Annotated in this window: 21 protein-coding genes and 3 pseudogenes; 10 read left to right on the top strand and 14 right to left on the bottom strand. The window is 56.6% G+C overall.

All coding sequences use genetic code 11. From position 1 onward, the window contains the following. Positions 1-154 precede the first annotated feature (154 nt). Positions 155-3346 carry a hypothetical protein gene (locus OA238_RS04040; protein ID WP_144055826.1) on the top strand — a complete coding sequence of 1064 codons (3192 nt, stop codon included), beginning with the start codon at positions 155-157 and terminating at the stop codon, positions 3344-3346. A gap of 55 nt (positions 3347-3401) precedes the next feature. Continuing rightward, positions 3402-5309 carry a cation:proton antiporter domain-containing protein gene (locus tag OA238_RS04035; protein WP_015494187.1) on the top strand — a complete coding sequence of 636 codons (1908 nt, stop codon included), beginning with the start codon at positions 3402-3404 and terminating at the stop codon, positions 5307-5309. Here OA238_RS04035 and cobT read toward each other — a convergent pair whose 3' ends face one another. Beyond that, positions 5310-6320, bottom strand: coding sequence for a nicotinate-nucleotide--dimethylbenzimidazole phosphoribosyltransferase (cobT, locus tag OA238_RS04030; protein ID WP_015494186.1), 1011 nt, complete (start codon positions 6318-6320; stop codon positions 5310-5312). A 76-nt stretch (positions 6321-6396) separates the two neighbouring features. On the opposite strand from cobT, the gene OA238_RS04025 reads away from it, so the two are divergent. Further along, positions 6397-7173, top strand: coding sequence for an adenosylcobinamide-GDP ribazoletransferase (locus tag OA238_RS04025; RefSeq protein WP_015494185.1), 777 nt, complete (start codon positions 6397-6399; stop codon positions 7171-7173). Between the two features lie 38 nt (positions 7174-7211). On the opposite strand, the gene OA238_RS31390 is transcribed toward OA238_RS04025, so the two are convergent. Beyond that, on the bottom strand, positions 7212-7367 hold the full coding sequence (locus tag OA238_RS31390; protein ID WP_187293144.1) for a hypothetical protein: 156 nt from the start codon (positions 7365-7367) through the stop codon (positions 7212-7214). 115 nt (positions 7368-7482) lie between these two features. On the opposite strand from OA238_RS31390, the pseudogene OA238_RS29655 reads away from it, so the two are divergent. Further along, positions 7483-8259, top strand: a pseudogene (locus tag OA238_RS29655) (ISL3 family transposase); the annotation flags it as partial. 37 nt (positions 8260-8296) lie between these two features. On the opposite strand, the pseudogene OA238_RS04015 reads toward OA238_RS29655, so the two are convergent. Beyond that, positions 8297-9544 (bottom strand): annotated as a pseudogene (locus OA238_RS04015) (IS256-like element ISOan6 family transposase). A 102-nt stretch (positions 9545-9646) separates the two neighbouring features. Between OA238_RS04015 and OA238_RS04010 the strand changes: the two are divergent. Then, a pseudogene (locus tag OA238_RS04010) lies at positions 9647-10111 on the top strand (ISL3 family transposase); the annotation flags it as partial. Positions 10112-10117: 6 nt separating this feature from the next. Here the strand turns inward: OA238_RS04010 and OA238_RS04005 are convergent. Both OA238_RS04005 and OA238_RS04000 read right to left on the bottom strand, forming a co-directional pair. Next, positions 10118-10741 (bottom strand): FG-GAP repeat domain-containing protein, encoded by a 624-nt coding sequence (locus tag OA238_RS04005; protein WP_015494184.1) that lies wholly within the window; start codon positions 10739-10741, stop codon positions 10118-10120. A gap of 1 nt (position 10742) precedes the next feature. Continuing rightward, complete coding sequence (locus tag OA238_RS04000) at positions 10743-11066, bottom strand: 2Fe-2S iron-sulfur cluster-binding protein (protein WP_015494183.1); 324 nt, start codon at positions 11064-11066, stop codon at positions 10743-10745. A gap of 217 nt (positions 11067-11283) precedes the next feature. On the opposite strand from OA238_RS04000, the gene OA238_RS03995 reads away from it, so the two are divergent. Further along, entirely contained in the window at positions 11284-11844 is a 561-nt protein-coding gene (locus tag OA238_RS03995) for a peptidoglycan-binding domain-containing protein (RefSeq protein ID WP_044037878.1), read from the top strand. A gap of 94 nt (positions 11845-11938) precedes the next feature. On the opposite strand, the gene OA238_RS32500 is transcribed toward OA238_RS03995, so the two are convergent. The 3 genes from OA238_RS32500 to OA238_RS03980 form a co-directional block, all read right to left on the bottom strand. Next, positions 11939-12115, bottom strand: a complete 177-nt coding sequence (locus OA238_RS32500) for a hypothetical protein (RefSeq protein WP_015499340.1) — start codon at positions 12113-12115, stop codon at positions 11939-11941. A gap of 99 nt (positions 12116-12214) precedes the next feature. Continuing rightward, complete coding sequence (locus tag OA238_RS03985; protein WP_015494181.1) at positions 12215-12637, bottom strand: ACT domain-containing protein; 423 nt, start codon at positions 12635-12637, stop codon at positions 12215-12217. A gap of 155 nt (positions 12638-12792) precedes the next feature. Beyond that, positions 12793-14202: a Do family serine endopeptidase gene (locus OA238_RS03980; protein WP_144056005.1), complete on the bottom strand. Its 1410-nt coding sequence runs from the start codon at positions 14200-14202 to the stop codon at positions 12793-12795. A gap of 319 nt (positions 14203-14521) precedes the next feature. On the opposite strand from OA238_RS03980, the gene OA238_RS03970 reads away from it, so the two are divergent. After that, positions 14522-15199 (top strand): Crp/Fnr family transcriptional regulator, encoded by a 678-nt coding sequence (locus OA238_RS03970; protein WP_015494179.1) that lies wholly within the window; start codon positions 14522-14524, stop codon positions 15197-15199. Here OA238_RS03970 and OA238_RS03965 read toward each other — a convergent pair. From OA238_RS03965 to rpiA, 5 genes are all read right to left on the bottom strand, one after another. Beyond that, positions 15196-15396 carry a DUF2065 domain-containing protein gene (locus OA238_RS03965; protein ID WP_015494178.1) on the bottom strand — a complete coding sequence of 67 codons (201 nt, stop codon included), beginning with the start codon at positions 15394-15396 and terminating at the stop codon, positions 15196-15198. The genes OA238_RS03970 and OA238_RS03965 overlap by 4 nt on opposite strands. A gap of 22 nt (positions 15397-15418) precedes the next feature. After that, on the bottom strand, positions 15419-16309 hold the full coding sequence (gene hflC / locus OA238_RS03960) for a protease modulator HflC (protein WP_015494177.1): 891 nt from the start codon (positions 16307-16309) through the stop codon (positions 15419-15421). After that, the gene (gene hflK, locus OA238_RS03955; RefSeq protein ID WP_015494176.1) at positions 16310-17545 is read right to left on the bottom strand and encodes an FtsH protease activity modulator HflK; all 1236 of its coding nucleotides are present in this window, start codon (positions 17543-17545) and stop codon (positions 16310-16312) included. A gap of 162 nt (positions 17546-17707) precedes the next feature. After that, positions 17708-19066, bottom strand: coding sequence for a glutathione-disulfide reductase (gor, locus tag OA238_RS03950; RefSeq protein WP_015494175.1), 1359 nt, complete (start codon positions 19064-19066; stop codon positions 17708-17710). A 219-nt stretch (positions 19067-19285) separates the two neighbouring features. Beyond that, complete coding sequence (rpiA, locus tag OA238_RS03945; RefSeq protein WP_015494174.1) at positions 19286-20074, bottom strand: ribose-5-phosphate isomerase RpiA; 789 nt, start codon at positions 20072-20074, stop codon at positions 19286-19288. Between the two features lie 184 nt (positions 20075-20258). On the opposite strand from rpiA, the gene OA238_RS03940 reads away from it, so the two are divergent. Together OA238_RS03940 and OA238_RS03935 are read left to right on the top strand one after the other, a co-directional pair. Then, positions 20259-21632: an L-serine ammonia-lyase gene (locus OA238_RS03940; RefSeq protein ID WP_015494173.1), complete on the top strand. Its 1374-nt coding sequence runs from the start codon at positions 20259-20261 to the stop codon at positions 21630-21632. 210 nt (positions 21633-21842) lie between these two features. Beyond that, positions 21843-22910, top strand: a complete 1068-nt coding sequence (locus OA238_RS03935) for an IS630 family transposase (protein ID WP_015494172.1) — start codon at positions 21843-21845, stop codon at positions 22908-22910. 38 nt (positions 22911-22948) lie between these two features. On the opposite strand, the gene OA238_RS03930 is transcribed toward OA238_RS03935, so the two are convergent. Beyond that, a complete protein-coding gene (locus tag OA238_RS03930; RefSeq protein WP_245581436.1) occupies positions 22949-23209 on the bottom strand; it encodes a hypothetical protein in 261 nt (86 codons plus the stop codon). Between the two features lie 192 nt (positions 23210-23401). On the opposite strand from OA238_RS03930, the gene OA238_RS03925 reads away from it, so the two are divergent. Next, on the top strand, positions 23402-24634 hold the full coding sequence (locus OA238_RS03925) for an ISL3 family transposase (protein WP_015493537.1): 1233 nt from the start codon (positions 23402-23404) through the stop codon (positions 24632-24634). Positions 24635-24936 lie beyond the last annotated feature (302 nt).

Below are 24936 nucleotides of genomic sequence, written 5' to 3'. Positions count from 1 at the left end.
TATATCTGACGTGAGTCGGTCCGCTATCCTTGGCCGCTTTAGAAAATTTTTGTAACAAAAAGTCTCACTTGGCGTGGGCGAAAGCTTGCTGTACTTCCAAGCGTTAAGGAAAAGGGGAGTTTTCAGCCCCAACGCAGGATGCTAAGTCACGCCGATGAAACCAAATTTTGCTTTGTCTTTGTCCTTTGATGGACTGCGTCTTATGCATCGCGTGTCGGGGGGCTGGTATTTGGTGGGTCAAATTGCGCTCGATGACGCCGATTTGACGGGCGCACTGGATCGGTTGCGCGCCGCTGCAGACACTCTTGAACCGAACGGAATCTCAACCAAGATACTGATTCCCAACGATCAAATAAAATACCTCGCGCTGGATACGACCCGCGCTGAAGACGACGATGTCCGCCAAGCATTGCACGGGGCCACGCCCTATGCGGTCGACGATTTGATCTATGATTACGCCAAAGGTGGTGGGCGCACCTATGTGGCTGCCGTAGCCAAGGAAACCCTGATCGAAGCTAGGCAATTTGCTGCCGAACACGGATTTAATCCTGTCAGCTTTGCCGCCGTTCCCGAACCCTTCACCTATGTGGGGGAAGTGTTTTTTGGCAGCGTCGACGGAACAACCGTTGAACGCGACGAAGATTCAGTGATCGTCATCGGCGAATCTGCAGTCAAAGTTGCAGAAGCTGAAATCATCGTTGCAGAACCTGACGTCCCAGTTGACTCTGTCGCTGAAATTGAAGCTGGCAGCCAAACCGATGCTGCGGTCGGGACCGACACTATACCTGAACTGAACCTCGAATCCGCCGTGCAAGCCGATGCGCCGCAGGACCTCGTGGCGGCCTTCATTCCTGACGTGCCCGACGTTGCTGCGCCGGAGCCCGATGCAGCACCTGAGCCCGAAGCAGACCTTACTGAACTTGTCGTTGACGCGCCTGCCGACGTTCCAACCGACGCGCCAGAGATCGGGGATGAAAGCGACATTGTCCCAAACACCGATGACGTCGAAGCCATCGCTAAAACGACAGACGCGGCCGACACAGCCCCGCCAATGTTCGCGTCCCGACTGCGTGCAGATCGCACCGAAGGCCGCCCCGCGCCTCCACAAAAAACCGACACGACCCCGAAACTACGCGCAGAACCCACGTTCAGCCGTCAAACACCGCCGACCTTGTCCGCGCCGCCCCTGTCGGTGCCAACAGGCAAAGGCACCGACCCAATGCCGCCACTTTCGGCACCCAGCCGTACAGCGGATACGCCCCCTGTTGGCGCGCCAATCGCACAGCCCATCACGACCAATACACCCGACAGTGACGTGGCCCCGGCGATCACAGGCAATGCGCCAACGGCCCTCACGCCCAACGCGGCCATCGCGGCCGCCTCCCTGATCATTGATCCAGCCCCACGCGCTGATCTTAGAGACGACGATGACCGCGGCCAAAGCGCTGCACCCGACAAACCTGACGAAAAGCGCAGCGCTGCGGCAGCCGCCCTCGGCGCGGCATCAACTGTCGGTGGTGCGGTTGGCGGCATGTTCGCCAGCCGCCGCATGGCCCGCGACGATGCCCAAACCGGCCACGCCGACACGCCTGACGAAAAACCCGGCCTGACAGTCTTTGGTGCGCGAACGAAACCGAAAGCCAAGGCCGCCGTTGGTGGCAAGCCGCGCTTTCTGGGGTTGATCCTGACGGCAGTTCTGCTGCTGTTTCTGCTCGCCATGGCCGCCGTGGCGGCCCTGTCTGAAGACGGCTTCGCACGTTGGTTCGGCTTTGGACCCTCCGAAACACAAATGGCAGCGGACCCAACTGCACCCCAAAACACGGCGCCAGAGGTGGCCGCACCGCAAGCGGCTGATGGCACGCAATTGGCCGATCCGGCTGTCGCCCAACCGGACAACGTGGCCACGAATGTGACGCCAGACCTGCAAACGGGCGGACAGGTCCTGCCCCCCGAAGAAGCAGCCCGCCTTTATGCCGCGACCGGCGTATGGCAAAGATCCCCCCGCATTCCCCAAATTCCCCGCACAACAACACTCGATGCAATGACGCTCGCCGTGTCGCCGCGCCCTGTGCTTCGGGTTCCCTCCAGCCCGCTCGCCTCAGCCAGCAGTGTCGCGGGTGACGCCCTGATCGCCGCGCCGATTGATCCGCCTCCGCCAAGCCAAACCTATGATTACAATGCCGAAGGTCTGGTTGTCGCAACACCGCAAGGCGCAATCACGCCGGACGGTATTTTGGTCATCGTTGGACGCCCACCACTTAATCCGCCGACGCGACCTGGCACTGTGGCACCGGTGATTACACCGCAAGATCAACTCGCGGCCGTGATCCCGCAAGACGCAACGCCTCTGGAAGATGCCCCCGAAGGCGTCATCGTCATCGCAGGTCGCCCCGCCATCCAACCACCAATCCGCACTGGAACAATCGCGCCTGTCGCCGCACCACGAGCTGCCGCGCTTGCATCCGGTGTCGTGCCCCTCGTGGCATCCGATGGCCTGCTGGTTCTCACCGGCTCACCGCCAATTTTGCCGCCTGTCCGCGCGGGCACCGATCCGCCGCAAGCAGATGTTGCAGACCTCGCGCAAGACATCGCCGCCGCCTTGACCACGAACATCGCGCAATCGCCCACCGCCGATACACTCCGCCCGTTGCCGCGCCCCGCCGCCGTTCTTGTCGCCGCAGCTGATATCGTTGCCGCGCAAGCCGTTGCCGCAAACACCCCTGTCCTTGGCGCGCTGACCGTCGCACAAGCCACAGCGTTTCGCCCGCGCACACGCCCTGCGGGCCTCGCGCCCGCGCAAACGCCTGTCCCCGACCCGATCCCCAAAGTAGCCCAAGAAGTGGCCGTCGCGCCGCCAACGGCAGCTGCGCCAACGGGTCTGCAAATCTCGCCCGAAATCGCAGCCGCCGTGCTCGCCGCCTCCAATCGTCCGAACCCGATCGTCAATCCAACCGCGCTGGCCGTTCCAGTCAGCAGCCGCCCCGATCTGCGCCCCCGCAACATGGCCCGCATCGTCGCGCGCGCCAATGACGCCCGTGCACGCGCAGCCACACAGGTTGCAACCGCCGCAGTCGCGCCGCAAACAGTGACCCCAAGTGGCCCAACCGGTGGCTCTGTTGCGCAAGCGGCGACACTGGACAACGCCATCAATCTGAGCGAAATCAACTTGATCGGCATCTATGGTGGCTCCGGTGATCGGCGTGCGCTGGTACGGATGGGCAACGGGCGCTATGTGCGTGTGACAGTCGGGGATCAACTTGACGGGGGCCGTGTGACCGCCATCAGCGCTGAAGCACTAAATTATTCCAAACGAGGTCGCGCAATCACCCTGCGCGTTGCTGGCTAACCCCATCTCATTTCGCGACACGCATATTTGAACATTCGCTGATAGTAGTACTCTCATGGAACAGACCCTTCTCCTCGCCACGATCCTGCTCGGCGCTGCTGTGATTGCTGTGCCGCTTGCCGCGCGCCTCGGCCTTGGGTCGGTGTTGGGGTATTTGCTGGCCGGAGTCGCGATTGCGCCGCTGATTGGCGCGGAAGCCGCTGAATTGCAGCACATCGCGGAATTTGGTGTTGTGATGATGCTGTTCTTGATCGGGCTTGAACTGGAACCCCGTGCCTTGTGGGGGATGCGTCACCGCCTGATCGGGCTGGGTGGCTTGCAAATAGGTCTGACCACGCTGTTAATCACGGCCCTGTTCATGTGGACGGGTCAGCAATGGCAAATCGCGCTTGCGATCGGGATGATCTTCGCACTGTCCTCAACGGCCATCGTGCTGCAAACCCTGTCCGAAAAGGGATTGATGCAAACCAACGGCGGGCGCAACACGTTCTCGGTCCTGCTCACCCAAGACATCGCTGTTATCCCGATGCTGGCGATACTGCCCCTGTTGGCTCTGCGCGCGCCTGTGCGTGTGCAACTGGACGGATCGATGTCGCGCGGCCCTGTGGAAGACACCGCCGACCATTCCATGAGCCTCGTTGAAGGCCTGCCCGGATGGGGTGTGACGCTCGTCACCATCGGGGCTGTGATTGCGGTCGTCCTTGTCGGCGTCTTCCTGACCAAGCCGGTGTTTCGCTATATCCACCACGCACGACTGCGGGAAATGTATACCGCCTTCGCGCTGCTGATCGTGGTGTCTATCGCCACACTGATGGGCCTCGTCGGGCTCTCCGCAGCGCTTGGCACATTCCTCGCGGGCGTCGTTCTCGCGAACTCTGAATTCCGCCACGAACTCGAAAGCGACCTTGCCCCGTTCAAGGGCCTGCTGTTGGGACTGTTCTTCATCACCGTGGGCGCCGGCATCGACTTTGGCGTTCTGCTGGCCAAACCCGTACGCATCATCGGCCTGACCCTCGCGGTGATGGTGATCAAGGGCTGCGTGTTGTACTTTCTGGCGCGGGTCTTCAATATCAAAGGCCGCGCACGCTGGTTGTTCACCCTTGGCCTCGCACAGGCCGGTGAATTCGGCTTCGTGCTGATCGCTTTTTCGCTGCAACAAAACGTGCTTGGCCCGACCTTGGGCGCAGATCTGTTGCTGATTGTGGCCTTGTCGATGATGATCACGCCGCTGTTGTTCATCGCCTATGACGCCGTGTCGCGCCGCATGCATGTTGAGGACGCAGACCATCCCGAAGACGAAATCGACGAAAAAGGCACAGTCATTATCGCTGGTATTGGCCGCTTCGGGCAGGTGGTGAACCGCCTTGTGCAATCCAGCGGTTTTAGCACTGTGGTGCTCGATAATAACCTCAAAACCGTGCAGCTGATGCGCACATTCGGCTTCAAGGGCTTTTTTGGCGACCCGACCCGCCCCGACATCCTACACGCCGCGGGCCTCGATGATGCGACAGTGCTGGTCGTGGCCTTGGACAACAAAGACGCCGCCGTTGCGCTCGTCAGATACGCCCGCAGCCATCGCCCCGACTTGCATATTGTTGCCCGCGCGCGCGACCGTGTCCATGTCTATGAACTTTATGCGGCAGGGGCCAATGACATCGTGCGCGAATTGTTCGACAGCTCGCTGCGCGCGGGCCGCTATGTGCTCGAAAATCTTGGGCTCTCGGAATATGAAGCCGCCGAAGCGGAGATGTCGTTCTACCACCACGACCGCGCCATGTTGCGCGATCTGGCCGAAGTCTGGGATCCCAATATCCCGATTGGCAAAAACAAAGCCTACATCGAACGCGCCAAAGCCGCGGACCGCGACCTTGAGAGCGCGCTGACCGAAACCTTGGATGAGGCTGAACGCAAAGCAACCCGTGGCAGCGACAGCCCCAAACCCACACCGCACGTCAAACCCTGATCAGCCCGCCGCGACGCCCGCCTCTGCAAATGTCGCCATGCCAGAATGACACGCAACTGCGGCCTGCAAGATACCAATCGCCAACGCCCCGCCAGACCCCTCGCCAAGCCGCAAGTCCAGCGCCAAAATCGGTGATTTGCCCAACGCCACAAGCAACTTTTCGTGCGCGCCCTCGGCGCTTAAATGACCTGCAACCGCATGATCCAACGATCCCGCAACGGCCTTCTCCAACGTCGCCGCTGCTGCGCAACAGATAAACCCGTCCAGAATAACCGGAATGCGGTGATGACGTGCCGCCGCAATCGCGCCCGCCATCGCTGCCAATTCGCGCCCGCCCAGACAGCGCAGCGCCTCCAGCGGATCAGACGTGTCATGCAACGCCAATCCACGTGCAACCGCGTCCGTTTTGCGCGCCAAACCGTCGTCATCCACACCAGTGCCGCGCCCGGTCCAATCCGCCGCCGACCCGCCCAGCACCGCCGCCGCAACAGCCGCCGCCGACGTTGTATTGCCAATGCCCATCTCTCCGGTAACCAGTAGATCCGCTTTTGGATCCACCGCGTCCCAACCCGCCATCAGCGCAATCACAACCTCCACCTCGCTCATCGCGGGGGCGGAGGTGAAATCCTGCGTCGGCATCTCAAGTTCAAGCGCGTGCACATTCAACGTCGCGCCAAATGTTTTAGCCAACTGGTTGATCGCCGCCCCGCCATGTTCAAAATTGCCCACCATCTGCGCTGTGACTTCGGGCGGAAATGCCGACACGCCTTGCGCACAAACGCCGTGATTGCCTGCAAAAACAATGATCTGCGGATTTTTGATGCGGGGGCGATCCGTGTTGCGCCAGCTTGCATACCAAATCGCCAACTCTTCCAACCGACCCAGCGCACCAGGTGGCTTGGTCAACTGCCCGTTGCGCGCCTTGGCCCCCGCGATTGAGGCCATATCGGGCCCCGTCGCGGCCTCCAGCATTGCGCGGAACTCGTTCAAAGTGGCGAAAGGAGCAGTCATATCAAAGGCCTCATTGCAAATATTTAATCCAGTCTCTACCGAATGGGGCAGAAATAACCAGACAGGAAGCGAAGCGATGGCGCGCGACACCGACAAAGAACGATTTGGCGCACCGTGGGACATCGCTGCCGCACTCGGGTTGCTCAGCCGCTTGCCGGTGCGCATCGACACCGACCGCGCCACGGCGCGCGGGGCCGCGTCAGCTTGGGCCTACCCGCTGGCGGGTCTGATCCTTGGCGCGCTCGCCTGTGTCACAGGCCAGATCGCCCTATGGCTGGGCCTGACAGATAACCTCTCTGCTGGCCTCACCCTCGCGACCCTCGTGATCATCTCCGGCGCGATGCACGAAGACGGGCTGGCTGACACCGCGGACGGTCTGTGGGGCGGTTGGGACAAAAACCATTGCCTGAAAATCATGAAAGACAGCCACACCGGGGTCTACGGGGTGCTGGCTCTGACCTTGGGCCTCGGTCTGCGCTGGCAGGCCCTCACCCTGATCATCGCCCACGGCGCACTCTGGCCGGCGGTCCTCGCAACGGCCATGCTCAGCCGCGCGGTGATGGTCCCCGTCATGGCCCACCTACCCCACGCGCGCGAAGACGGCCTTAGCCAATCTGTCGGACGCCCCGATATAAAAACCGCCCTGATCGCGGTGGCCATCGCCGTGATCGCCTGCCTGATCCTGCTGCACATCACCGGCCTCGCCCTCATTGCCGCAGCCCTGCTCGCCACCCTCGCTTGCGCCACAATCGCAAAGGCCAAAATTAACGGTCAAACCGGCGACATCTTAGGCGCAACACAACAAGTCAGCGACATCACCATGCTGCTCACCCTCGCAGCCCTGCTGTCTTAACCACGTCTTTGCTTTAAAAATATCCCCGCCGGAGGCTCCTAGATTTCGCAGTCCAGCGCCGCGGCCAGTCGCTCAGGCGTATACCCCCCCAAAGACCGCGCAGCCAAAGCCCCATCGTCCATCCGCGTCAGCATCAGGTCCGACCAATCGCTGTCCGCCGTGACCAACTCCGGCCCCGCGCCACAGTCGCGCACGCCGCTTGAGATATAAATTTGGCTCTTCTCCGCTTTGTTGAGTAAGAAAAGATGCCGACCATCAAGTAACCTGTTGATATGTTAGGTTTCTGACAACTTTTCATAGGGCAGGTATATGACCATCGACATCTCGCAACATCTTTTACGCCTGAAGGGGCAACGTGTAAATGAAATTGAGCTGGCTGAAGACGGTGCGAAGGTTATTGTTCAGTGCAGTCGGGATGCCCGCAGGAGCGCTATAGACCCTGCAACCGGCAAGAAGGGTAGCATCAACCAACATATTCGCCGACAAGTAAACGACATCCCGTTTTTTGGGTATCCTTGTGTGATTGAGATTGAGCTAGCGCAGGTTTTTATTAGCAAGGGTGAGCGCCGCATTGAGGCGTGTCCTTTTGTTGATAAAGGGTGCCGTTTCACCCATCGATTTTGCCATCTTATCAGTGGATTGTGCCGTCATTTATCCATTCTGGCTGTCTCCAGGCATTTAGGTATACGATGGGAGACGGTAAAGAATATCGACAAGGCATACCTGATGGAAACGCTTCCTGCGCTTGATCCCGCACAGCTTGCTGGCTTGGAATACATTGGTGTCGATGAAGTGGCCCGGGCGAAAGGTCATGACTATATGACGGTGGTCTACGATATGGTCGGAGGGCATCTGATCTGGGTGGAAGCCGGTCGAACTGCCGAAGTTTTTTCAAGGTTTTTGAAACAGCTGCGGCCAGATACAGCCCATAAAATAAAGGCCGTGTCGATGGATATGGGGCCTGCCTACCAAAAGGCTGTCAGGGAGTCCTTGCCGATGGCCGACATCGTATTTGACCGTTTCCACGTCATGAAAAACTACAGCAAGGCTATCCATAATCAGCGTCGCCTTGAGTTCAGGAAGGCCGGAGTTATTGTCAAATCTGGTGTTTGAGTATTGTTGGTCATGCGGTGATCTGGTCGGGGTTTGTGGTTTCGATTCCGTCTTTGAACGTGACGCCTGTGATGACTTTTGCGAGGTAGTCAAAGCCGCGTAGCTTCCTCCAATTTTGCTCAGCACATTGCCCCAGTTTGAACATCATGTGCAGCATGCCATCGCGTGACAGGCAGCCCTTTGAACGCTTGGTACGATGCCGGATCGTCGCGAAGGCCGATTCAATTGGATTGCTAGTGCGGATGCTTTGCCAATGCTGCGCCGGGAAGTCGAAGAATGCCATGAGTTCCTCACGATCTTTTTGCAGGCATAGTGTGGCCTTGGGGTATTTGGGTTCGTAGGTTTTGATGAACAGATCGAACGCCTTTTCTGCATCGACTTTGGTCTCGGCCTGCTAGATGTCGTGCAGCGCGGCCTTGGCTTTTGGCTGAGACAGCTTGGGTAAACAATTGAGCACGTTCATCGTTTTGTGTTGCCAACAGCGTTGATGGCGGGTCTCAGGATAGACTTCGTCCATGGCCGCCCAAAACCCCATGGCACCGTCCCCGATGGCCAGTTTGGGCGCATTCATGCCTCAGCTTTTGAGGTTAAGCAGAACCTCGCGCCAGCTCTGCGTGGACTCGCGCACCCCATCCTCAATTGCCAGAAATCGCTTCTTGCCACGGGCAGTTACCCCAATAATAACAAGGGCACAGAGCTTGTCATCCTCGCCCCGAAGGCCGCTGTGAACGCCGTCGGCCCAGATATAGACGATGGGCTCGTCATCTAACTCAGCGCCTTTCCAAGCCTCGTATTCATTGGCCCAATCGCGTTTTAAACGCGAAACCGTATTAGCCGACAAGCCAACGGCATCTGGGCCCAGAAGAACCTTGAGGGCGGGAGCCATCTCGCCGCTGGAGATCCCTTTGAGGTAAAGCCATGGCAAGGCCGCTTCCAGCGTCTTCGTGCGGCGCACATAGGGCGGCACCAGGGCAGACCGGAATGTCACCGGTGTGCCGTCCTTGGACCGAACCTTTGGAATGCGCACGCTCACAGGGCCAATGCCCGTTTGAAACGGGCGGGCCGGATGATGTCCATTACGCACGACTGCCGCGTGACCGGCATCGGTGCGTAAGCCGGTAAATTGCGCCAAATAACTGACAAGCTCAGCCTCAACTGCTGTCGCGATCAATTGTTGTGCTCCCGTTTTCAGCAACTCCGTCAACGCGTCCGTCATCTCGTCTCGACGCGCAAAATCAACAATGTTAGTAGTTCCCATGGTGGTGTATCTCCTTTGGTTGGGCTGCTGTCTTCCAACAACAATTCAACCAGATACGCCGCCAACCTTCAAACCACTCAAACACCAGATTCAGTCATAGCTCGGAAGGCCGATCAAAGTGGTAAAGAGTTGATGAAGGGTACGCATTATCTGTTGCTCAAAAATGCGGATAAGTTGAATGAAAAACAAAGTAACAAGCTGCAAACGTTGCTGGAGAGCAATAGCAACCTGAATACGCTTTACGTCTTAAAAGAACAGCTTCAGGCTCTGTGGAGCGCCCCATCATTTGAGGGGATGTCAGAGCAACTGGAAAATTGGTGCCTGATCGCAGATCAGTCACACATGCTCTATCTGAAAAAGTTCGCAAAATCCCTAAGAAAACATTGTGTGGGCATATGCAACTACGCGAAACACAAGCTGACAAGCGCCAGGATAGAGGCTGGTAATGTCAGTATAGGAATGATCCGCAAACGAGCCAGGGGCATCAGGGATACCGAATACTTCAAACTCAAAATTAGACAATCATCCATCCCAGATAATCAATCTATGTTCTATTTGAAATCCTAGAATAACTCAACAAAGCGGAGAAGAGCCATAAATTTCCCCGATGCGGTGATTGGTCAAACCGCCAAGCTCGGCGTCCAGAACCAACTCCACGCCGTCCCACTCAAACACCCGCAATGTCTTGGCCAGATGCGGGCGATCCACAAACGCCACTTCAATGCGCCCATCCCCATCAAAATCCGCCGCGCCCACAGGCGCGAGCCAACGGTGCGTCTGGCCGATATGCGGTGTCTGGGCGATTAGGCCATCGGCATCATAAACAGCCAAAGAGGCGCCCAAGGTCAGGCTGGTCAGGATCACCACGACCTCGAACTGACCATCCCCCGTTACGTCCCAAAACCGCGCGCCGGTGTCTTCGAACACAAATCCCGCTCCGGCTTCAAAGACCCGCGATGTCAGCGCACCGTCAGTTGCACGACCGACAATCTCTAACGCCGACCATTCAATGCAATCGCCCAAGATACAATGCTGGTACGCATCGGTTTCACCCCGAAAACCTGCCCCTGCAATCTCATCAGCGACGACGTCAGCCAAAGCAGCCCCCGCCAACCCCACACACACAGCGCCCAACACACCGCGCGCAAGACACTGCAACAGCCGTGACGCCAGACGCGGTGCCCTTTGGGAAACCATGCTAGATTTGTTTCTCGGGCATCTGGACAATCAATCCATCCAGCGCATCCGTGACCTTCAACTGGCAGGTCAAACGCGACCGCGCCGGATCAGGCTCATAGGCGAAATCGAGCATGTCTTCCTCCATCGCGTCCTTGGCCGGAACCTTGTCTGCCCAAGCCGCATCGATGTAAACATGGCAGGTGGAACAGGCGCACGCACCGCCGCAATCAGCCTCAATCCCTGGAATGCCGTTGTCGCGCGCACCTTCCATGACTGTCAGCCCGTTGGCGACCTCCACGATATGTTCTTTTCCGCCATGTTCGATGTAGGTGATCTTTGCCATTGCGTCGGCCCTTTTCCAATTAAACTGTTAGGTGGTAGATAGGGTGCGCAACACGGCCCTGCCACCCCTTTTGCGCCGCAAAATGCATCAAACATGGCACGCAAACGACACCATCTGCTGCCGATTTCACCGACACCGCCGATGCAGCCTTTGTCTGTGCGCCCCTATGTTGTATGAAACGCTAACAAACGGGCCATCAGAGCCTGAGGATGAGCAGATGACGATGCCTCACAAACGGACCACGCACGGCGCGCTGGCGGCCCCCCTGTTCGGGGTCGGCTTGTTGGTTTTGACGGCCTGCATGGACGCCCCGCAAGTGATGCGCGCGGGCGGCGATCCCATCGGCCCGTTGGCCGACCCCGTGATGGTGGACACCTCACTCGGCACCTGTTTTGCCCGCACGACCACGCCGGCCATTATTGAAACCGTCACCGAACAGGTCATGGTGCAACCGGCCTCCGTGCGCAGCGACGGCACCGTGCAAAGCCCTGCGGCGTTTCGCACGGTGACACGTCAGCAAATCATGCGTGAACGCCGCGAAGTTGAATTTGAAACGCCTTGCGCCGCCGTCATGACCCCGCAGCTTATCGCGTCGGTTCAACGCGCCCTGATCGCGCGTGGCTATTACAACGGCGCCATTAACGGGCGCGTTGACGGGCGCACCGCAACTGCAATCGAACGGTTCCAGACCGCACAAGGCGACGTGCAGACCAGCACGCTGACGCTGCAAACCGCGCGCACCCTTGGCCTCGTGGCCCAGCCACGCGACACACCTTAGCGCAGTCAAGCAGCCGCAAAAAATATCATTAAGATAATAGGCTTGTCTGCGCGCGCGCAGTGCGACCCCGAAACCCCAGGCCCTGACCGCACGATCACTTCTTGTCGCGCGCGGCTTTTTCTTCTTTGGTCAGCGTCTGGTTCCAAACATTCTTGCTCAACCCAAGACTCGGGTTCAGCGGTTTGGTTTTGCCCTTGCTGACTTTGCCGCCCTTATTCAGGTATTCCTGAATAAGCGCGTCGTCGGTGGTGTCTTTTGGAACATGTTTCATGGGTTTAGATTAACTGCTACGCGGGTCCGAGGCAACAGCCGCAGTTCCAGCAAAGTAGACAGTCCGCGACGTGCAGAATTTATGCGCCAATCACCAATGCTAACCGCCCTGTTCGGCGGTCTCGTGCTGCAAAGCAGTTAAAACCTCCATTGCGCGGTCACACAGTCCCGACGGCAAAAAAACGTGATCGTGGTGAAACGCAGCAACCATGTTGCAGGGGTTTCCATTGTCCCCAAGCGCGCTGGACACAGCCGCAGTCAGCCCGACACCTTCGAGCGAGGAATAAACGTTGAGCGTTATACACCGCATCGGCTGATCCACGTTGAGCCTTGATTTTTCCGCCAACTCGATCGGGATCAGCATCGACACGCCCTCATCTTCCCTGAAAATTGAAATGGCTTGTGAAAACAGCGCGGCAACAAGATCGCGATCCTGTGTCGTGATAAACACGAAATTGCCGGGCTGCAAAACCGGCGTCATCCCTGAAATCATTTGAGAGGCAGTTCGCGCAACGTCTGGCATTCGGGTGCTCCAACCTTGTTTCTTCTCGCAAATTTGCAGCATTTTGCGATTACTGCAAGGGATTGCACTGTTGGCCTCAATTGCACGCCAACCCCCACCGCAAACGAAAAAGGGCGCCCCAACCGGAACGCCCCCTCCCCATATCACCTAAGCTCTTACTCTAGCGCAATCGCTACAAACCGTGGTGCGCCGTCGCGCCGAACCAGCAGCAGCAAGGACTTGCGCCCCGCCTCTTGTGCTTCTTCTACCCGCGCCTCGAAATCGGCGATGCTGGCGATCTTTTGCTGACCCGCTTCGGTGATCAGATCACCCGCCAACAAGCCCTTGGTTTCGGCTTCGCTGTCGGCCTCAACCTCGACGATAACCAGCCCACTGGCCGCCTCAACGCCAAGACTTTCTTCCATCTCCGGCGTGATTTCGGACAGGGTCATGCCCAGCATGTTGGACGTGATCGGCGTGTCCTCATCCGGCGTGTCACCGTCTTCGGGGAACGCCTCCGTTTCTGCGGTTTCACGACGCCCCAGCACGACGGTCAAATCGACCATGTCACCATTGCGCAAGATTTCAACGGGCACTTCTTTGCCGACCGGTGAATTGCCGACGATTTGCACCAACTCACGGGTGTCCTCAATCGCGATGCCATCAAACAACAAAATGATGTCGCCCGACTCCATTCCTGCGTCTTCGGCAGGGCCAGCAGGCACATCCGTGACCATCGCGCCGCGTGCGTCTTGCAGCCCGTCAATCGCATCAATCATATCAACCGTGACATCCTGAATGCGCACACCCAGCCAACCACGCCGCGTTTCACCAAACTCTTCGAGCTGGTCAATGACGTTGGAAACGACATCGGACGACATGGCAAAACCGATGCCGATGGACCCACCATTGGGCGACAGAATGGCGGTGTTCACGCCAATCACGTCACCATTCATGTTGAACAACGGCCCACCGGAATTGCCACGGTTAATGGCGGCGTCAGTCTGGATGTAGTCGTCATATGTGCCCTGCAAGGACCGATTGCGCGCAGAAATAATACCGGCAGACACCGAAAACCCCTGCCCCAACGGGTTGCCCATCGCCATGACCCAATCGCCAACCCGCGCTCCGGGGCCGTTGCTGTCGCCAAAGCTCACAAAGCTTAGCGGCGTGTCGTACTCAACCTTCAACAGCGCGATGTCGGTGTTCGGATCGGTGCCAACAAGGACCGCTGGCAATAGTTTAGCCGGCTGATCTGCACCTGGAAAAAATTCGATCTCGATCTCGTCGGCGCCTTCAATGACGTGGTTGTTGGTGACGATGTAGCCATCAGCGGAAATCACAAATCCCGACCCCAGCGCGGACGACCGACGCGGGCCATCTTGGCCAAACTCATCAAAGAAATCCTCAAACGGGGAACCATCAGGCACAATGCCCTGCGGCCCTGTGCGGCCCGCAATCATCGTGCTTGTGGTGATGTTAACCACGGCGGGGCTGATCGCTTCGGCCAAATCCGCAAATGACGCGGGGCGGTCTTGGGCATCAGCCCCCACGACTGTAACCAAGGACAGTGCAAGGCCAACCATCAAGGCCGCGATCCAAGTCTGGCGCGCCGCCTTGGTGGGCGCAGCCGCGATGGCATGTGGCGGTGTGACCGAAGGGGTTCTCACGTGGGATCTCACATGTGTTATCACGGGGCATCTCCTTTTAGGGGCTTCAAATACATCAACTGCGAACAGTCGTTAGCAATGAATGTAGGCGTGGCGTGCGCCAGCGCAACGCCAAACACAGACTGCTCACCCACCCGTGAACTCTCCCTGAACGTGCAGGGATCAATAAACCCTTGCAAAAAATCAACTTTCTCTGCCATTCTCCCAAAAATCTTGGTTTTGGGGACCATACAAAATGACGGATTTCTTTACACCAAACGTCCTGATTGCCTGCGCGGCAGGCGCGTCTGCATTGGGCTATTTGCTGATCAATCAAATGCAACTGCGGATGATGATGTTCATCGGCTCAAGCTTTTATGTCGCCTATTATGCCACCGTTGCGGCCGTTCCGCTTTACGGGGTGATCTATACATCGATGGGGTTGATGTTGACAAATCTGATCGGAATGGCAGTCCTGACGCTGCGACGGTTCAGGATTTCACTGCCCGCAGAGCACACCGACATTTACCCAATGTTTTCCATGCTTTCGCCCGGTGATTTCCGACTGGTGATGAAACATTCCAACCGTGCGATATTGGACACCGATCAGACCGTAACAACCGAAGGCGATCCGGTGAAATGTTTGTATTTCATCCTGTCTGGCAACGCCAAAGTCCGCAAACGCGGCGCGCAGTTTGCTCTGCCGGACGGGGTGTTTGTTGGCGAAGTGGCCTACCTTTTGCAGCGCCCAAGTGTGGCGACGACGACCATTGCAGCTGGCGCTGAGGTCTTGCGCTGGCATGTCGATGACATGCGCCAAAACATCGCCCGAAACCCGCGGTTCAAGTTGGCAATCGATGCGATGCTCAGCTATGATCTTGCGCGCAAAGTCGGCGAAGCCGTCGCGCCGCAGATGCGGCCACAAGTGGCCTAGCCCAACACGCCGAGGTTTGCCGCAACCCAGACCAGCAACATGCCCACCGCCAATGCCGCCAGCCCTACCATGCGCCGTGTTTCCAGCGGCAGGTCGCGCAAAGCCGCCAGCAGGTCTTCAACAAGCGAAGGGGCCAGTGCGTACACCAGCCCCTCCACAATCAAAACCAGCCCGAGAGCCAGAATTGCAATTCCCATTTTATCGCTCCAATGGCATCACTTACTCACCAGCAGCCGTGCCGTTCTCGTTCCTCAGATAGTCAAAGAACTCGTGGTCAGGGCTCAGAACCAGACGTGCGTTGCCGGTCCCAATAGCTTTGCCATATGCTTCAAGTGAGCGGTAGAACTGGAAGAATTCAGGGTCTTGCCCATAGGCTTCGGCAAAAATCGCGTTGCGTTGTGCGTCCGCTTCACCCTCGGCGATCCGCGCCAGACGTCCTGCGTCCGACACCAATTCGATCACCGTACGATCCGCTTGTGCGCGAATACGCTGGGCCGCTTCACGACCACGGGCGCGTTCGTCTTCTGCTTCACGTTCGCGTTCCGACACCATGCGGCGGAACGTTTCAGCAAGGTTTTCAGTCGGCAAATCAGTGCGTTTCAAGCGCACGTCGATCAGCGTCAAACCCAGCGAACTCGCTTCAGAGAACGACCCATTGCGGATCCGCAGCATCAGCGCGGTCCGGTCCGTTGACAAAATGTCACCGGAACTGACCGAACCCAAAACTTCGCGGGTTGCGGCGCGCAAGATATCCTCAAGACGACGATCGGCCACGGCTTTGGCTTGTTCGCCACCGGCACCTGTCGCTTGACGAAACTGCACAACATCCGAAATACGGTAGCGCGCAAAGGCGTCAATGATCAAACGACGGTCATCGTCGGGAATGACTTCTTGCGCTTCCATGTCGATGGAAATGATCCGATCATCATAGGTCACAACCTGATCAATAAAGGGCACACGGAACCCGATGCCTGGATCTTCCTGAACCTGAACAACCCGACCAAAGCGCAAGACAAGCGCCTTTTCACGTTCATCCACGATGAAAAGCGAACTCATGATTGCCGCAATCACAACTACGATGACTGGCAGAATAAAGACTGACTTATTCATTTAGTTGCTCCCCTGTGTCGTTGTCGGTCGACGGACTTCATCAAGTGGCAGGTATGGCACAACGCCGCCGCCTGCATTGTCGTCCAGTAGAATGATGTCTGCACTGCCAAAGACGCTTTCGGCCGTTTCCAGATACAGACGCTGACGCGTCACTTCCGGGGCCTTGGAGTATTCGTTCAGAACAGCCAGGAAACGGCTCGCTTCACCTTCGGCTTCGTTCACCACGCGGGCGCGGTAACCTTCTGCACCCTCGATGATCTGGGCCGCATTACCACGGGCACCAGCCGTGACACGGTTGGCATAGGCGTCGGCTTGGTTTTGAAGCTGGATGCGTTCCTGCTCGGCGTCTTGCACGTCGCGGAAAGCGTCCAGAGGCGATGTCAGGCGCTCGTTGCCATCAATATCGACAACCTGAACTTGGGTTGCGGGTGGATCGGCCTCGTCGAGGTTGATCCGCACAATATTCACGCCACTGTCGTAGCTGTTCAGCGTGCTTTGCGTCAGTTCTTGCAGGCGTTCACGGATGACCGCACGTTCGCGGTTCAGGCTTGCCAGCTCGGACGTTGCGATAATTTCGCGCATAGCAGATTCAGCCACGGCGGTAATCGTGGTTTCCGGATCAGCAAGGTTAAACAGGAACTTGTCGGGCTCGGGAATGTTCCAGACCACCTGAAAATCAATGTCGACGATGTTTTCGTCGCCCGTCAGCATCAGACCGATATCGGCTTCAAGCTGGGATTGGACGGCGCGGCTATCGCTCAATTGGGCGGGCACTTCTTCTTCGCCAATCTCGATGACGCGTTCCTGCGACACATTGACGATCTCATAGGTGACGATCGGCCAAGGCGCAAAGTTCAGACCAGACTCGCCAATGGCAGAAAATTCACCCAAGAAAAGTTCAACCGATCTTTGCTCGGGCCGCACCGTATAAACGCTTGTAAACAGCCACACCGCAACGGCGGCCAAAAGGCCAAGTCCAACCATTCCGCGGGTGATTTGTGGGCCAGGGGCCCCACCACCGTTGCCGCCACCGCCGCCAACGCGATTGCGGCCGCCCATCAAGACGCGCAGCTGCTCTTTGGTTTTGTTGATGATTTCATCAAACTCGGGGATCTGTGGTTCGTTGCTCGGGCGGCGTCCGCCATTGCGATCACCATTTCCATTCGGGCGCGAACGGTCGTCATCGTCACCATCATCGCCTCCGCCCCCCCAGGGGCCGCCATTATTTCCAGCCATTAAGCCTGTCTTCCTTTTTTCTCGCCCCAGAGGGGCGGTTTTAGTAGTCGTCCCCAGAGGGGCGGTTTTCGCAATCAACCCCCTCGCATGGGAGCCAAACATGTCGTGTGGTTATTCCTGCATGATAAGTGGGCCTTTGGGCCAATTATTCAAGCGCTACATTCATGCAGTTCTGACCGGATCGCGCATCGTCACCAGTTCTTCGGAAATTGTCGGGTGCACAGCACAGGTCGCATCAAATTGCTCCTTTGTAGCGCCCATCTTGATCGCAATCCCTGCAAGCTGGATCATCTCGCCCGCGTGGGGGCTGACGATATGGCATCCTAACACCTTTCGCGTGGCTTTGGACACCACCAGCTTCATCAACACGCGGTCGGGGCGGTTTGCAAAGGCGGTTTGCATCGGGCGAAACGATGTGGCGTAAACCTCAATCGTCTCTTGTTCGCGGGCGTCTTCTTCGCTCAAGCCGACGGTGCCCATTTCTGGTTGGGTGAAAATCGCCGACGGGATCAGTGCATGATCGACCTTTGTTGGATTGCCTTTGAACACTGTCTCGACGAACGCCATGCCTTCGCGAATCGCCACTGGCGTCAGCTGAACACGGTTGGTGACATCGCCAATCGCATAAATGCTTGGCACCTTGGTCTGGCTGTAGTCATCAACGACAACCTCGTTCCTGCGCCCGATATCAACGCCGACAGCCTCAAGCCCCAGCCCGTCTGTATTGGGCGTGCGCCCCGTGGCGAACATGACCTGATCATAGACCTTTTCAGACCCATTTGAACATTTGACCCAAATGCCGTCCTCATGCTTTTCCATCTCAAGCACGTTGGTGCCCAGATGCAAATTAACGCCCTTTTCGATCATCATCTCGGACACCAGCCCACGCGCTTCATCATCAAAGCCGCGCAGGATTTGCGCACCGCGATAAAACTGCGTCACGTCAACGCCAAGCCCGTTGAGAATGCAGGCAAACTCGCTGGCAATATAACCACCGCCAACGATCAGGATTTTCTTCGGCAGGTCCGGCAACAAAAAGATGTCGTTGCTGGTAATACCCAGATCGGCATTCTTCATATCCGGCAAAACCGGCCGCCCGCCTGTCGCCACCAAAATGTGCTTGGTGCTAAATGTCGTGCCATCCGCCAGCGTCACTTCTTGGGCGCCTGTCACGGTTGCGCGTGCGTCATGGACAGTCACATCCGATCCCGCCAGCATTTTGCGATAAACCGCTTCCAGCCGGTCCAGTTCCGCGTCCAGATTGGTGCGAAACGTCGGCCAGTTGAACGTGCCGTCTTGTACGTCCCAGCCATAGGCGCGGGCATCCGCGAACATCTCTTGGTACTCGGATGCGAAGACCATCAATTTCTTGGGAACGCAGCCGCGGATCACGCAGGTCCCGCCCATGCGGAATTCTTCGGCCAGACCGACGGTGGCACCCGTCGCGGACGCAACCCGCGCCGCGCGAACGCCGCCGGATCCGCCACCAATAACGAAAAGATCGTAGTCAAAATCGGACATGGTTTTGGCCTTTCAGCGGGGGTCAGAACTGGGATTGGTTTTTCGACTTCGGATAAACCACAGCATCGAAGCGATGACCAGTCACGCAGCCGCGAGCGTTAGCGAGTTCTTAACCTCTGAATCTTGTACAAACCATGCAACAGGGCGGCAAAGTTTTGTACAAAACCGTTAAAACTGCCTGTTTTGCCCTTAACTTGGCCCGCTATCCATGCGTCACGATTAGTCGTTGAGATCCGCAAACAGGTTGTCCGCCTCAACGAAATCGATGCGGCTTTCCTCGACTGATCCGGCGTTGATATCGCGCACCTCAACGCGGCCATCGCCGTAGCCGATGACGACAATATCACAGATATCAATGAACAGTCCGTTTTCCACAACACCCGGTATCTGATTGATAACAAGAGAAAATTGCCGTGCATTTCCAATCCGGTTCAGGTGCAAATCAAGGATATGATTGCCCTCATCGGTGTAATAGGGCGCATCGCCGTTCATCCGCAGCGACACCTGACGCCCCAGCACGTCCAAGCCGATCAGCGTTTCCTCCACCAAGGTCTTCGTGGTCTGCCAGCCGAACGGAATAACTTCAATCGGTAGCGGAAAATGTCCCAATGTTTCCACATGCTTAGACGCATCTGCGATGACGATCATTTGATCACTTGCGGTGGCTACAATCTTTTCTTGCAACAGCGCCCCACCGCCACCTTTGATCAAATTCAGGTTACCATCGTATTCATCGGTGCCGTCAATTGTCAGATCCAACCACTTGGCTTCGTCCAGTGAAATGACCTCAATCCCGACATCGCGCGCCAGTTCTGCGGTGCGTGTTGATGTCGGTACACCCTTGATTTTCAATCCTTCTTTTTCAACCATCTCGCCCAAACACTTAACCAGCCACGCGGCGGTTGATCCGGTTCCAAGGCCGACTTTCATCCCATCTTGCACATATTGGGTCGCTTGTTTGGCGGCGACGAATTTGGCTTTGTCGATTGGGGACAGTTCGAACGACATAGGCGTGGCTCCTGCAAGATGAATCGATGATCAAGCCCTTATAGAACGGCCTTTGCCATGGCGCGACCCCTGCGTTAACATTTGCTGTAGCCCCCCGCAAACGCCTGTCGATGCGTCGTTTTCCAATGGGACAATCGCCGCGAAACCCCTAGGATAATGGGGAAATCATCAAGGTCTGCCGCACATGTTCCTCTCCGTCTTCGATATGTTCAAAGTGGGCATTGGCCCGTCATCATCCCATACTATTGGCCCAATGGTCGCCGCCGCGCGCTTCCTTGATCACCTGCGCGCCCAACCGTTTAAGGTCGCAGGCCTCAAGGCATCGCTGCACGGATCACTGGCGTTTACCGGCGTCGGGCATTCCACAGACCGCGCCACAGTCCTAGGCCTCGCCGGATTTCGCGCCGATGATTACGACCGCGACAAAGCGGACGCGGAAATGGCGCGGATCACGGCGGAAGGCTGGGTCGAACCGGACGGTCTGCCACGCCTGACGTTTCGCCCCAAAGAGCATCTTGAATTTGATTATGGCCCCGCGCTCACAGGCCACGCCAACGGTATGATCCTCAAAGGATGCGACGCACAGGGCGATGTGGTGACGCAGGTGACTTATTATTCCATCGGCGGCGGCTTTGTTTTGACGGCTGATGAACTCGCCTCAGGGGCCGACAAACAGGACGGCCCACCTGTGCCCTTCCCGTTCAAAAGTGCCGCTGAAATGCTTGATATGGCAGCAGAAAGTGGGCTGAGCATCGCGGACATGAAGCGCGAAAATGAACTGAGCCGGATCAGTCACGCCGACCTCGACACAGGCCTGAACCGTCTTTGGCAGGTGATGAACGACTGCATTGATCGCGGGCTGGTGACGGATGGTATTTTACCCGGTGGATTGTTCGTCAAACGCCGTGCCAAAGGCATCCACGAGGCGCTCTTGGCCGAGGCTAGCCTCAACCAAACCGCACCCCACACAATCAACGACTGGATGTCGGCCTATGCCATGGCTGTGAACGAAGAAAACGCCGCCGGTGGGCAGGTCGTCACGGCCCCCACCAATGGCGCGGCAGGCGTAGTTCCTGCGGCAATCCGTTATTACTTGGACCACGTGCCCAGCGCATCGGCTGGCAAGATCGCAGACTTTTTGCTGACGGCGGCGGCGATTGGCGGCTTGGTGAAATTCAATGCCTCGATCTCGGGCGCCGAAGCCGGCTGTCAGGCCGAAGTCGGTAGTGCGGCTGCGATGGCTGCGGCGGGTCTGTGTGCCGTCTTGGGTGGCACACCCGAACAGATCGAAAACGCCGCCGAAATTGCGCTGGAACACCACCTCGGGATGACCTGCGATCCGGTGCGCGGGCTGGTTCAGGTGCCCTGCATCGAACGCAATGGCCTCGGCGCGATTAAGGCCGTGTCTGCCGCATCCCTCGCCCTGCGTGGCGACGGAACGCATCTTGTGCCGCTGGACGCCGCAATTGAAACCATGCGTCAAACGGGGGTTGATATGTCTGATAAATATAAAGAAACAGCGCTCGGTGGCTTGGCTGTGAACGTGCCGAACTGTTGATACATTTAGGTGTTACAGATAAAAACGGAGGAGCGCCTTTGAACTACAAGGCGTTCCTCCAACTCGACGTTTTTTAACGCGGGTCATGCAACCCACAGCATTGAGCGAATAGTGAGTCTATACTCCTGCGCCTGAATTGACCTGACGATTTTGGGCCTGCGATTCACTTCGTCGCATGGCCAAAGGCGGTTCAGTCTGTATTTTGAGTTTATGAGCAAGCAATACAAAACAGTCTCCTTATCCGACGAGCAGCGCATATCACTTGAAGCGCTTTGCCGCCGCCGCAAAGTTGACGCCCTTGTTTGGAAACGGGCGCGCGCGTTTCTTCTTTTGGACGCAGGAGAAGACGCCGGAACGGTTTGCCGGATTTTGGATATTGGCCCGACAGTTTTGACGGAGTGGCGATTTGCCTTTGCCGGTGCGGGACTATCGTTTTTCGGTCTGAAGGACTACAGCCAGCGTCAGGGTCATTTGTCCGTCGTGCAAGAGCAGGCGGTGAGAGCCCATTTCACCGCGCAGCCTGCCCGCAATGCCGATGAGGTCTGTGCCTATGTTCTAGCCGAGTGCGACCAAAACTACAGCACGTCGGGAGCCGCCAAGCTGATGCGCCGCCTGGGGTTCGCGTATAAGAAACCACAATTGCTGCCTGCACAGGCCGATGAAGCCAAGCAGGCTGCGTTTATTGCCAAATATGAGGCCCTGATGAACGGGTTGGCCGCAGATGAGATGGTTGTCTTTTCGGACGCTGTCCACCCCGAACACCAGAGCCGCCCCGCCCATGGTTGGTTCCCCAAGGGACAAAAGACGGCCCTGAAGGCGACATCAGGGCGCAAGCGGCTCAACATTCAGGGCGCGCTTGACCTTGAGACTTTCCAGTTCACCTTTGTGGAAGGCGAGAAGATCAATGCCCAGACAACCCGACAGATGCTGGAAAAGTTGGAACGCAACAACCAAACCAAGACGGCCATCCACGTCTTTGTCGACAATGCCCGCTATCATCATGCCAAGATACTACAGCCATGGCTGGACAGCCCAGAACGTCGGGTGAAGTTGCATTTCTTGCCAGCATATGCCCCGCACCTCAACCCGATCGAGCGTCTTTGGGGTGTTATGCACAAATGGGTCACCCACAATCGGCACTATGCAACGTTCAACCAATTCACAGAGGCCATTTTCGACTTCTTCCGCAAGACCCTGCGAGAAAAATGGCCAGAGTTCCGCGACACCGTCACCGACAACTTCCGCGTCATATCGCTCAAGGAATACAAAGTGATTTGAGGGGAAAACCTCAGGTCAATTCAGGCGCGAGAGTATAATTAATTCTTCCAATTCGCAACGACGTCATAACCTACAGCTGTAGGGGCGGCCTCCATGTGGTCGGAAAATGCGCCCCAAAGCTCCGCCACTTTCACGGCATTTGCGTTCGAAGTCGCCTCACTTTCAACCACTGAGATAACGTAGCCGCTGCCATCGTCATTCGCGACATTGATGAAATTATGAATTCCGGGCATGCCCATGATCTCGCTTTTCAGCGAATTCATGATCGCGGTTGTGGCGTCTTTTGAACCAGGCTTCATCTTATAGTGTGTCACACGAGCAAACATTTTAAATCCTCACCTACCTATTAAAAGCCAAGGCCGATCGGCTTTGGCAGGAGAACCATAACACAAAAAAGGCTCTTCTCCGCTTTGTTGAGTAAGAAAAGATGCCGACCATCAAGTAACCTGTTGATATGTTAGGTTTCTGACAACTTTTCATAGGGCAGGTATATGACCATCGACATCTCGCAACATATTTTACGCCTGAAGGGGCAACGTGTAAATGAAATTGAGCTGGCTGAAGACGGTGCGAAGGTTATTGTTCAGTGCAGTCGGGATGCCCGCAGGAGCGCTATAGACCCTGCAACCGGCAAGAAGGGTAGCATCAACCAACATATTCGCCGACAAGTAAACGACATCCCGTTTTTTGGGTATCCTTGTGTGATTGAGATTGAGCTAGCGCAGGTTTTTATTAGCAAGGGTGAGCGCCGCATTGAGGCGTGTCCTTTTGTTGATAAAGGGTGCCGTTTCACCCATCGATTTTGCCATCTTATCAGTGGATTGTGCCGTCATTTATCCATTCTGGCTGTCTCCAGGCATTTAGGTATACGATGGGAGACGGTAAAGAATATCGACAAGGCATACCTGATGGAAACGCTCCCTGCGCTTGATCCCGCACAGCTTGCTGGCTTGGAATACATTGGTGTCGATGAAGTGGCCCGGGCGAAAGGTCATGACTATATGACGGTGGTCTACGATATGGTCGGAGGGCATCTGATCTGGGTGGAAGCCGGTCGAACTGCCGAAGTTTTTTCAAGGTTTTTGAAACAGCTGCGGCCAGATACAGCCCATAAAATAAAGGCCGTGTCGATGGATATGGGGCCTGCCTACCAAAAGGCTGTCAGGGAGTCCTTGCCGATGGCCGACATCGTATTTGACCGTTTCCACGTCATGAAAAACTACAGCAAGGCTATCCATAATCAGCGTCGCCTTGAGTTCAGGAAGGCCGATCAAAGTGGTAAAGAGTTGATGAAGGGCACGCATTATCTGTTGCTCAAAAATGCGGATAAGTTGAATGAAAAACAAAGTAACAAGCTGCAAACGTTGCTGGAGAGCAATAGCAACCTGAATACGCTTTACGTCTTAAAAGAACAGCTTCAGGCTCTGTGGAGCGCCCCATCATTTGAGGGGATGTCAGAGCAACTGGAAAATTGGTGCCTGATCGCAGATCAGTCACACATGCTCTATCTGAAAAAGTTCGCAAAATCCCTAAGAAAACATTGTGTGGGCATATGCAACTACGCGAAACACAAGCTGACAAGCGCCAGGATAGAGGCTGGTAATGTCAGTATAGGAATGATCCGCAAACGAGCCAGGGGCATCAGGGATACCGAATACTTCAAACTCAAAATTAGACAATCATCCATCCCAGATAATCAATCTATGTTCTATTTGAAATCCTAGAATAACTCAACAAAGCGGAAAAGAGCCACAAAAAACATGAAATCGTTAGATTTGAAGCGCTGTTGCGCTTGGCGGCATGGTGAAACGCGCAAGCAAAGCAGATTGGCTGCAATCTTATGAGTCCCGTCATCCAACAAAGCGGATCACATCGAAACCCCGCCTTGTCGCACCTTGGGCTGCAGAAAATACGCCAGATTCACCTTCAAATCTGGATCAGACGTAATTGGCCGATCCGGCGAAGTGATCCGTGTCCAGCGAAAGAAATGGTTTAATGCGTGTCAACTCTAGGCTACCTGTTTAGC

The sequence above is a fragment of the Octadecabacter arcticus 238 genome (genome assembly GCF_000155735.2).
GTDB classification, from domain to species: domain Bacteria; phylum Pseudomonadota; class Alphaproteobacteria; order Rhodobacterales; family Rhodobacteraceae; genus Octadecabacter; species Octadecabacter arcticus.
The sequence above is the reverse complement of the archived record's forward strand: the minus strand, read 5'-3'. Positions and strand labels throughout refer to the sequence as shown.

Bases quoted from the DNA above. Each gene is read 5' to 3' on its own strand.
- OA238_RS04040 (WP_144055826.1), top strand. From the start codon at position 155: ATGAAACCAAATTTTGCTTTGTCTTTGTCCTTTGATGGACTGCGTCTT.
- OA238_RS04035 (WP_015494187.1), top strand. From the start codon at position 3,402: ATGGAACAGACCCTTCTCCTCGCCACGATCCTGCTCGGCGCTGCTGTG.
- cobT (WP_015494186.1), bottom strand. From the start codon at position 6,320: ATGACTGCTCCTTTCGCCACTTTGAACGAGTTCCGCGCAATGCTGGAG.
- OA238_RS04025 (WP_015494185.1), top strand. From the start codon at position 6,397: ATGGCGCGCGACACCGACAAAGAACGATTTGGCGCACCGTGGGACATC.
- OA238_RS04005 (WP_015494184.1), bottom strand. From the start codon at position 10,741: ATGGTTTCCCAAAGGGCACCGCGTCTGGCGTCACGGCTGTTGCAGTGT.
- OA238_RS04000 (WP_015494183.1), bottom strand. From the start codon at position 11,066: ATGGCAAAGATCACCTACATCGAACATGGCGGAAAAGAACATATCGTG.
- OA238_RS03995 (WP_044037878.1), top strand. From the start codon at position 11,284: ATGACGATGCCTCACAAACGGACCACGCACGGCGCGCTGGCGGCCCCC.
- OA238_RS32500 (WP_015499340.1), bottom strand. From the start codon at position 12,115: ATGAAACATGTTCCAAAAGACACCACCGACGACGCGCTTATTCAGGAA.
- OA238_RS03985 (WP_015494181.1), bottom strand. From the start codon at position 12,637: ATGCCAGACGTTGCGCGAACTGCCTCTCAAATGATTTCAGGGATGACG.
- OA238_RS03980 (WP_144056005.1), bottom strand. From the start codon at position 14,202: ATGGTTGGCCTTGCACTGTCCTTGGTTACAGTCGTGGGGGCTGATGCC.
- OA238_RS03970 (WP_015494179.1), top strand. From the start codon at position 14,522: ATGACGGATTTCTTTACACCAAACGTCCTGATTGCCTGCGCGGCAGGC.
- OA238_RS03965 (WP_015494178.1), bottom strand. From the start codon at position 15,396: ATGGGAATTGCAATTCTGGCTCTCGGGCTGGTTTTGATTGTGGAGGGG.
- hflC (WP_015494177.1), bottom strand. From the start codon at position 16,309: ATGAATAAGTCAGTCTTTATTCTGCCAGTCATCGTAGTTGTGATTGCG.
- hflK (WP_015494176.1), bottom strand. From the start codon at position 17,545: ATGGCTGGAAATAATGGCGGCCCCTGGGGGGGCGGAGGCGATGATGGT.
- gor (WP_015494175.1), bottom strand. From the start codon at position 19,066: ATGTCCGATTTTGACTACGATCTTTTCGTTATTGGTGGCGGATCCGGC.
- rpiA (WP_015494174.1), bottom strand. From the start codon at position 20,074: ATGTCGTTCGAACTGTCCCCAATCGACAAAGCCAAATTCGTCGCCGCC.
- OA238_RS03940 (WP_015494173.1), top strand. From the start codon at position 20,259: ATGTTCCTCTCCGTCTTCGATATGTTCAAAGTGGGCATTGGCCCGTCA.
- OA238_RS03935 (WP_015494172.1), top strand. From the start codon at position 21,843: ATGAGCAAGCAATACAAAACAGTCTCCTTATCCGACGAGCAGCGCATA.
- OA238_RS03930 (WP_245581436.1), bottom strand. From the start codon at position 23,209: ATGAAGCCTGGTTCAAAAGACGCCACAACCGCGATCATGAATTCGCTG.
- OA238_RS03925 (WP_015493537.1), top strand. From the start codon at position 23,402: ATGACCATCGACATCTCGCAACATATTTTACGCCTGAAGGGGCAACGT.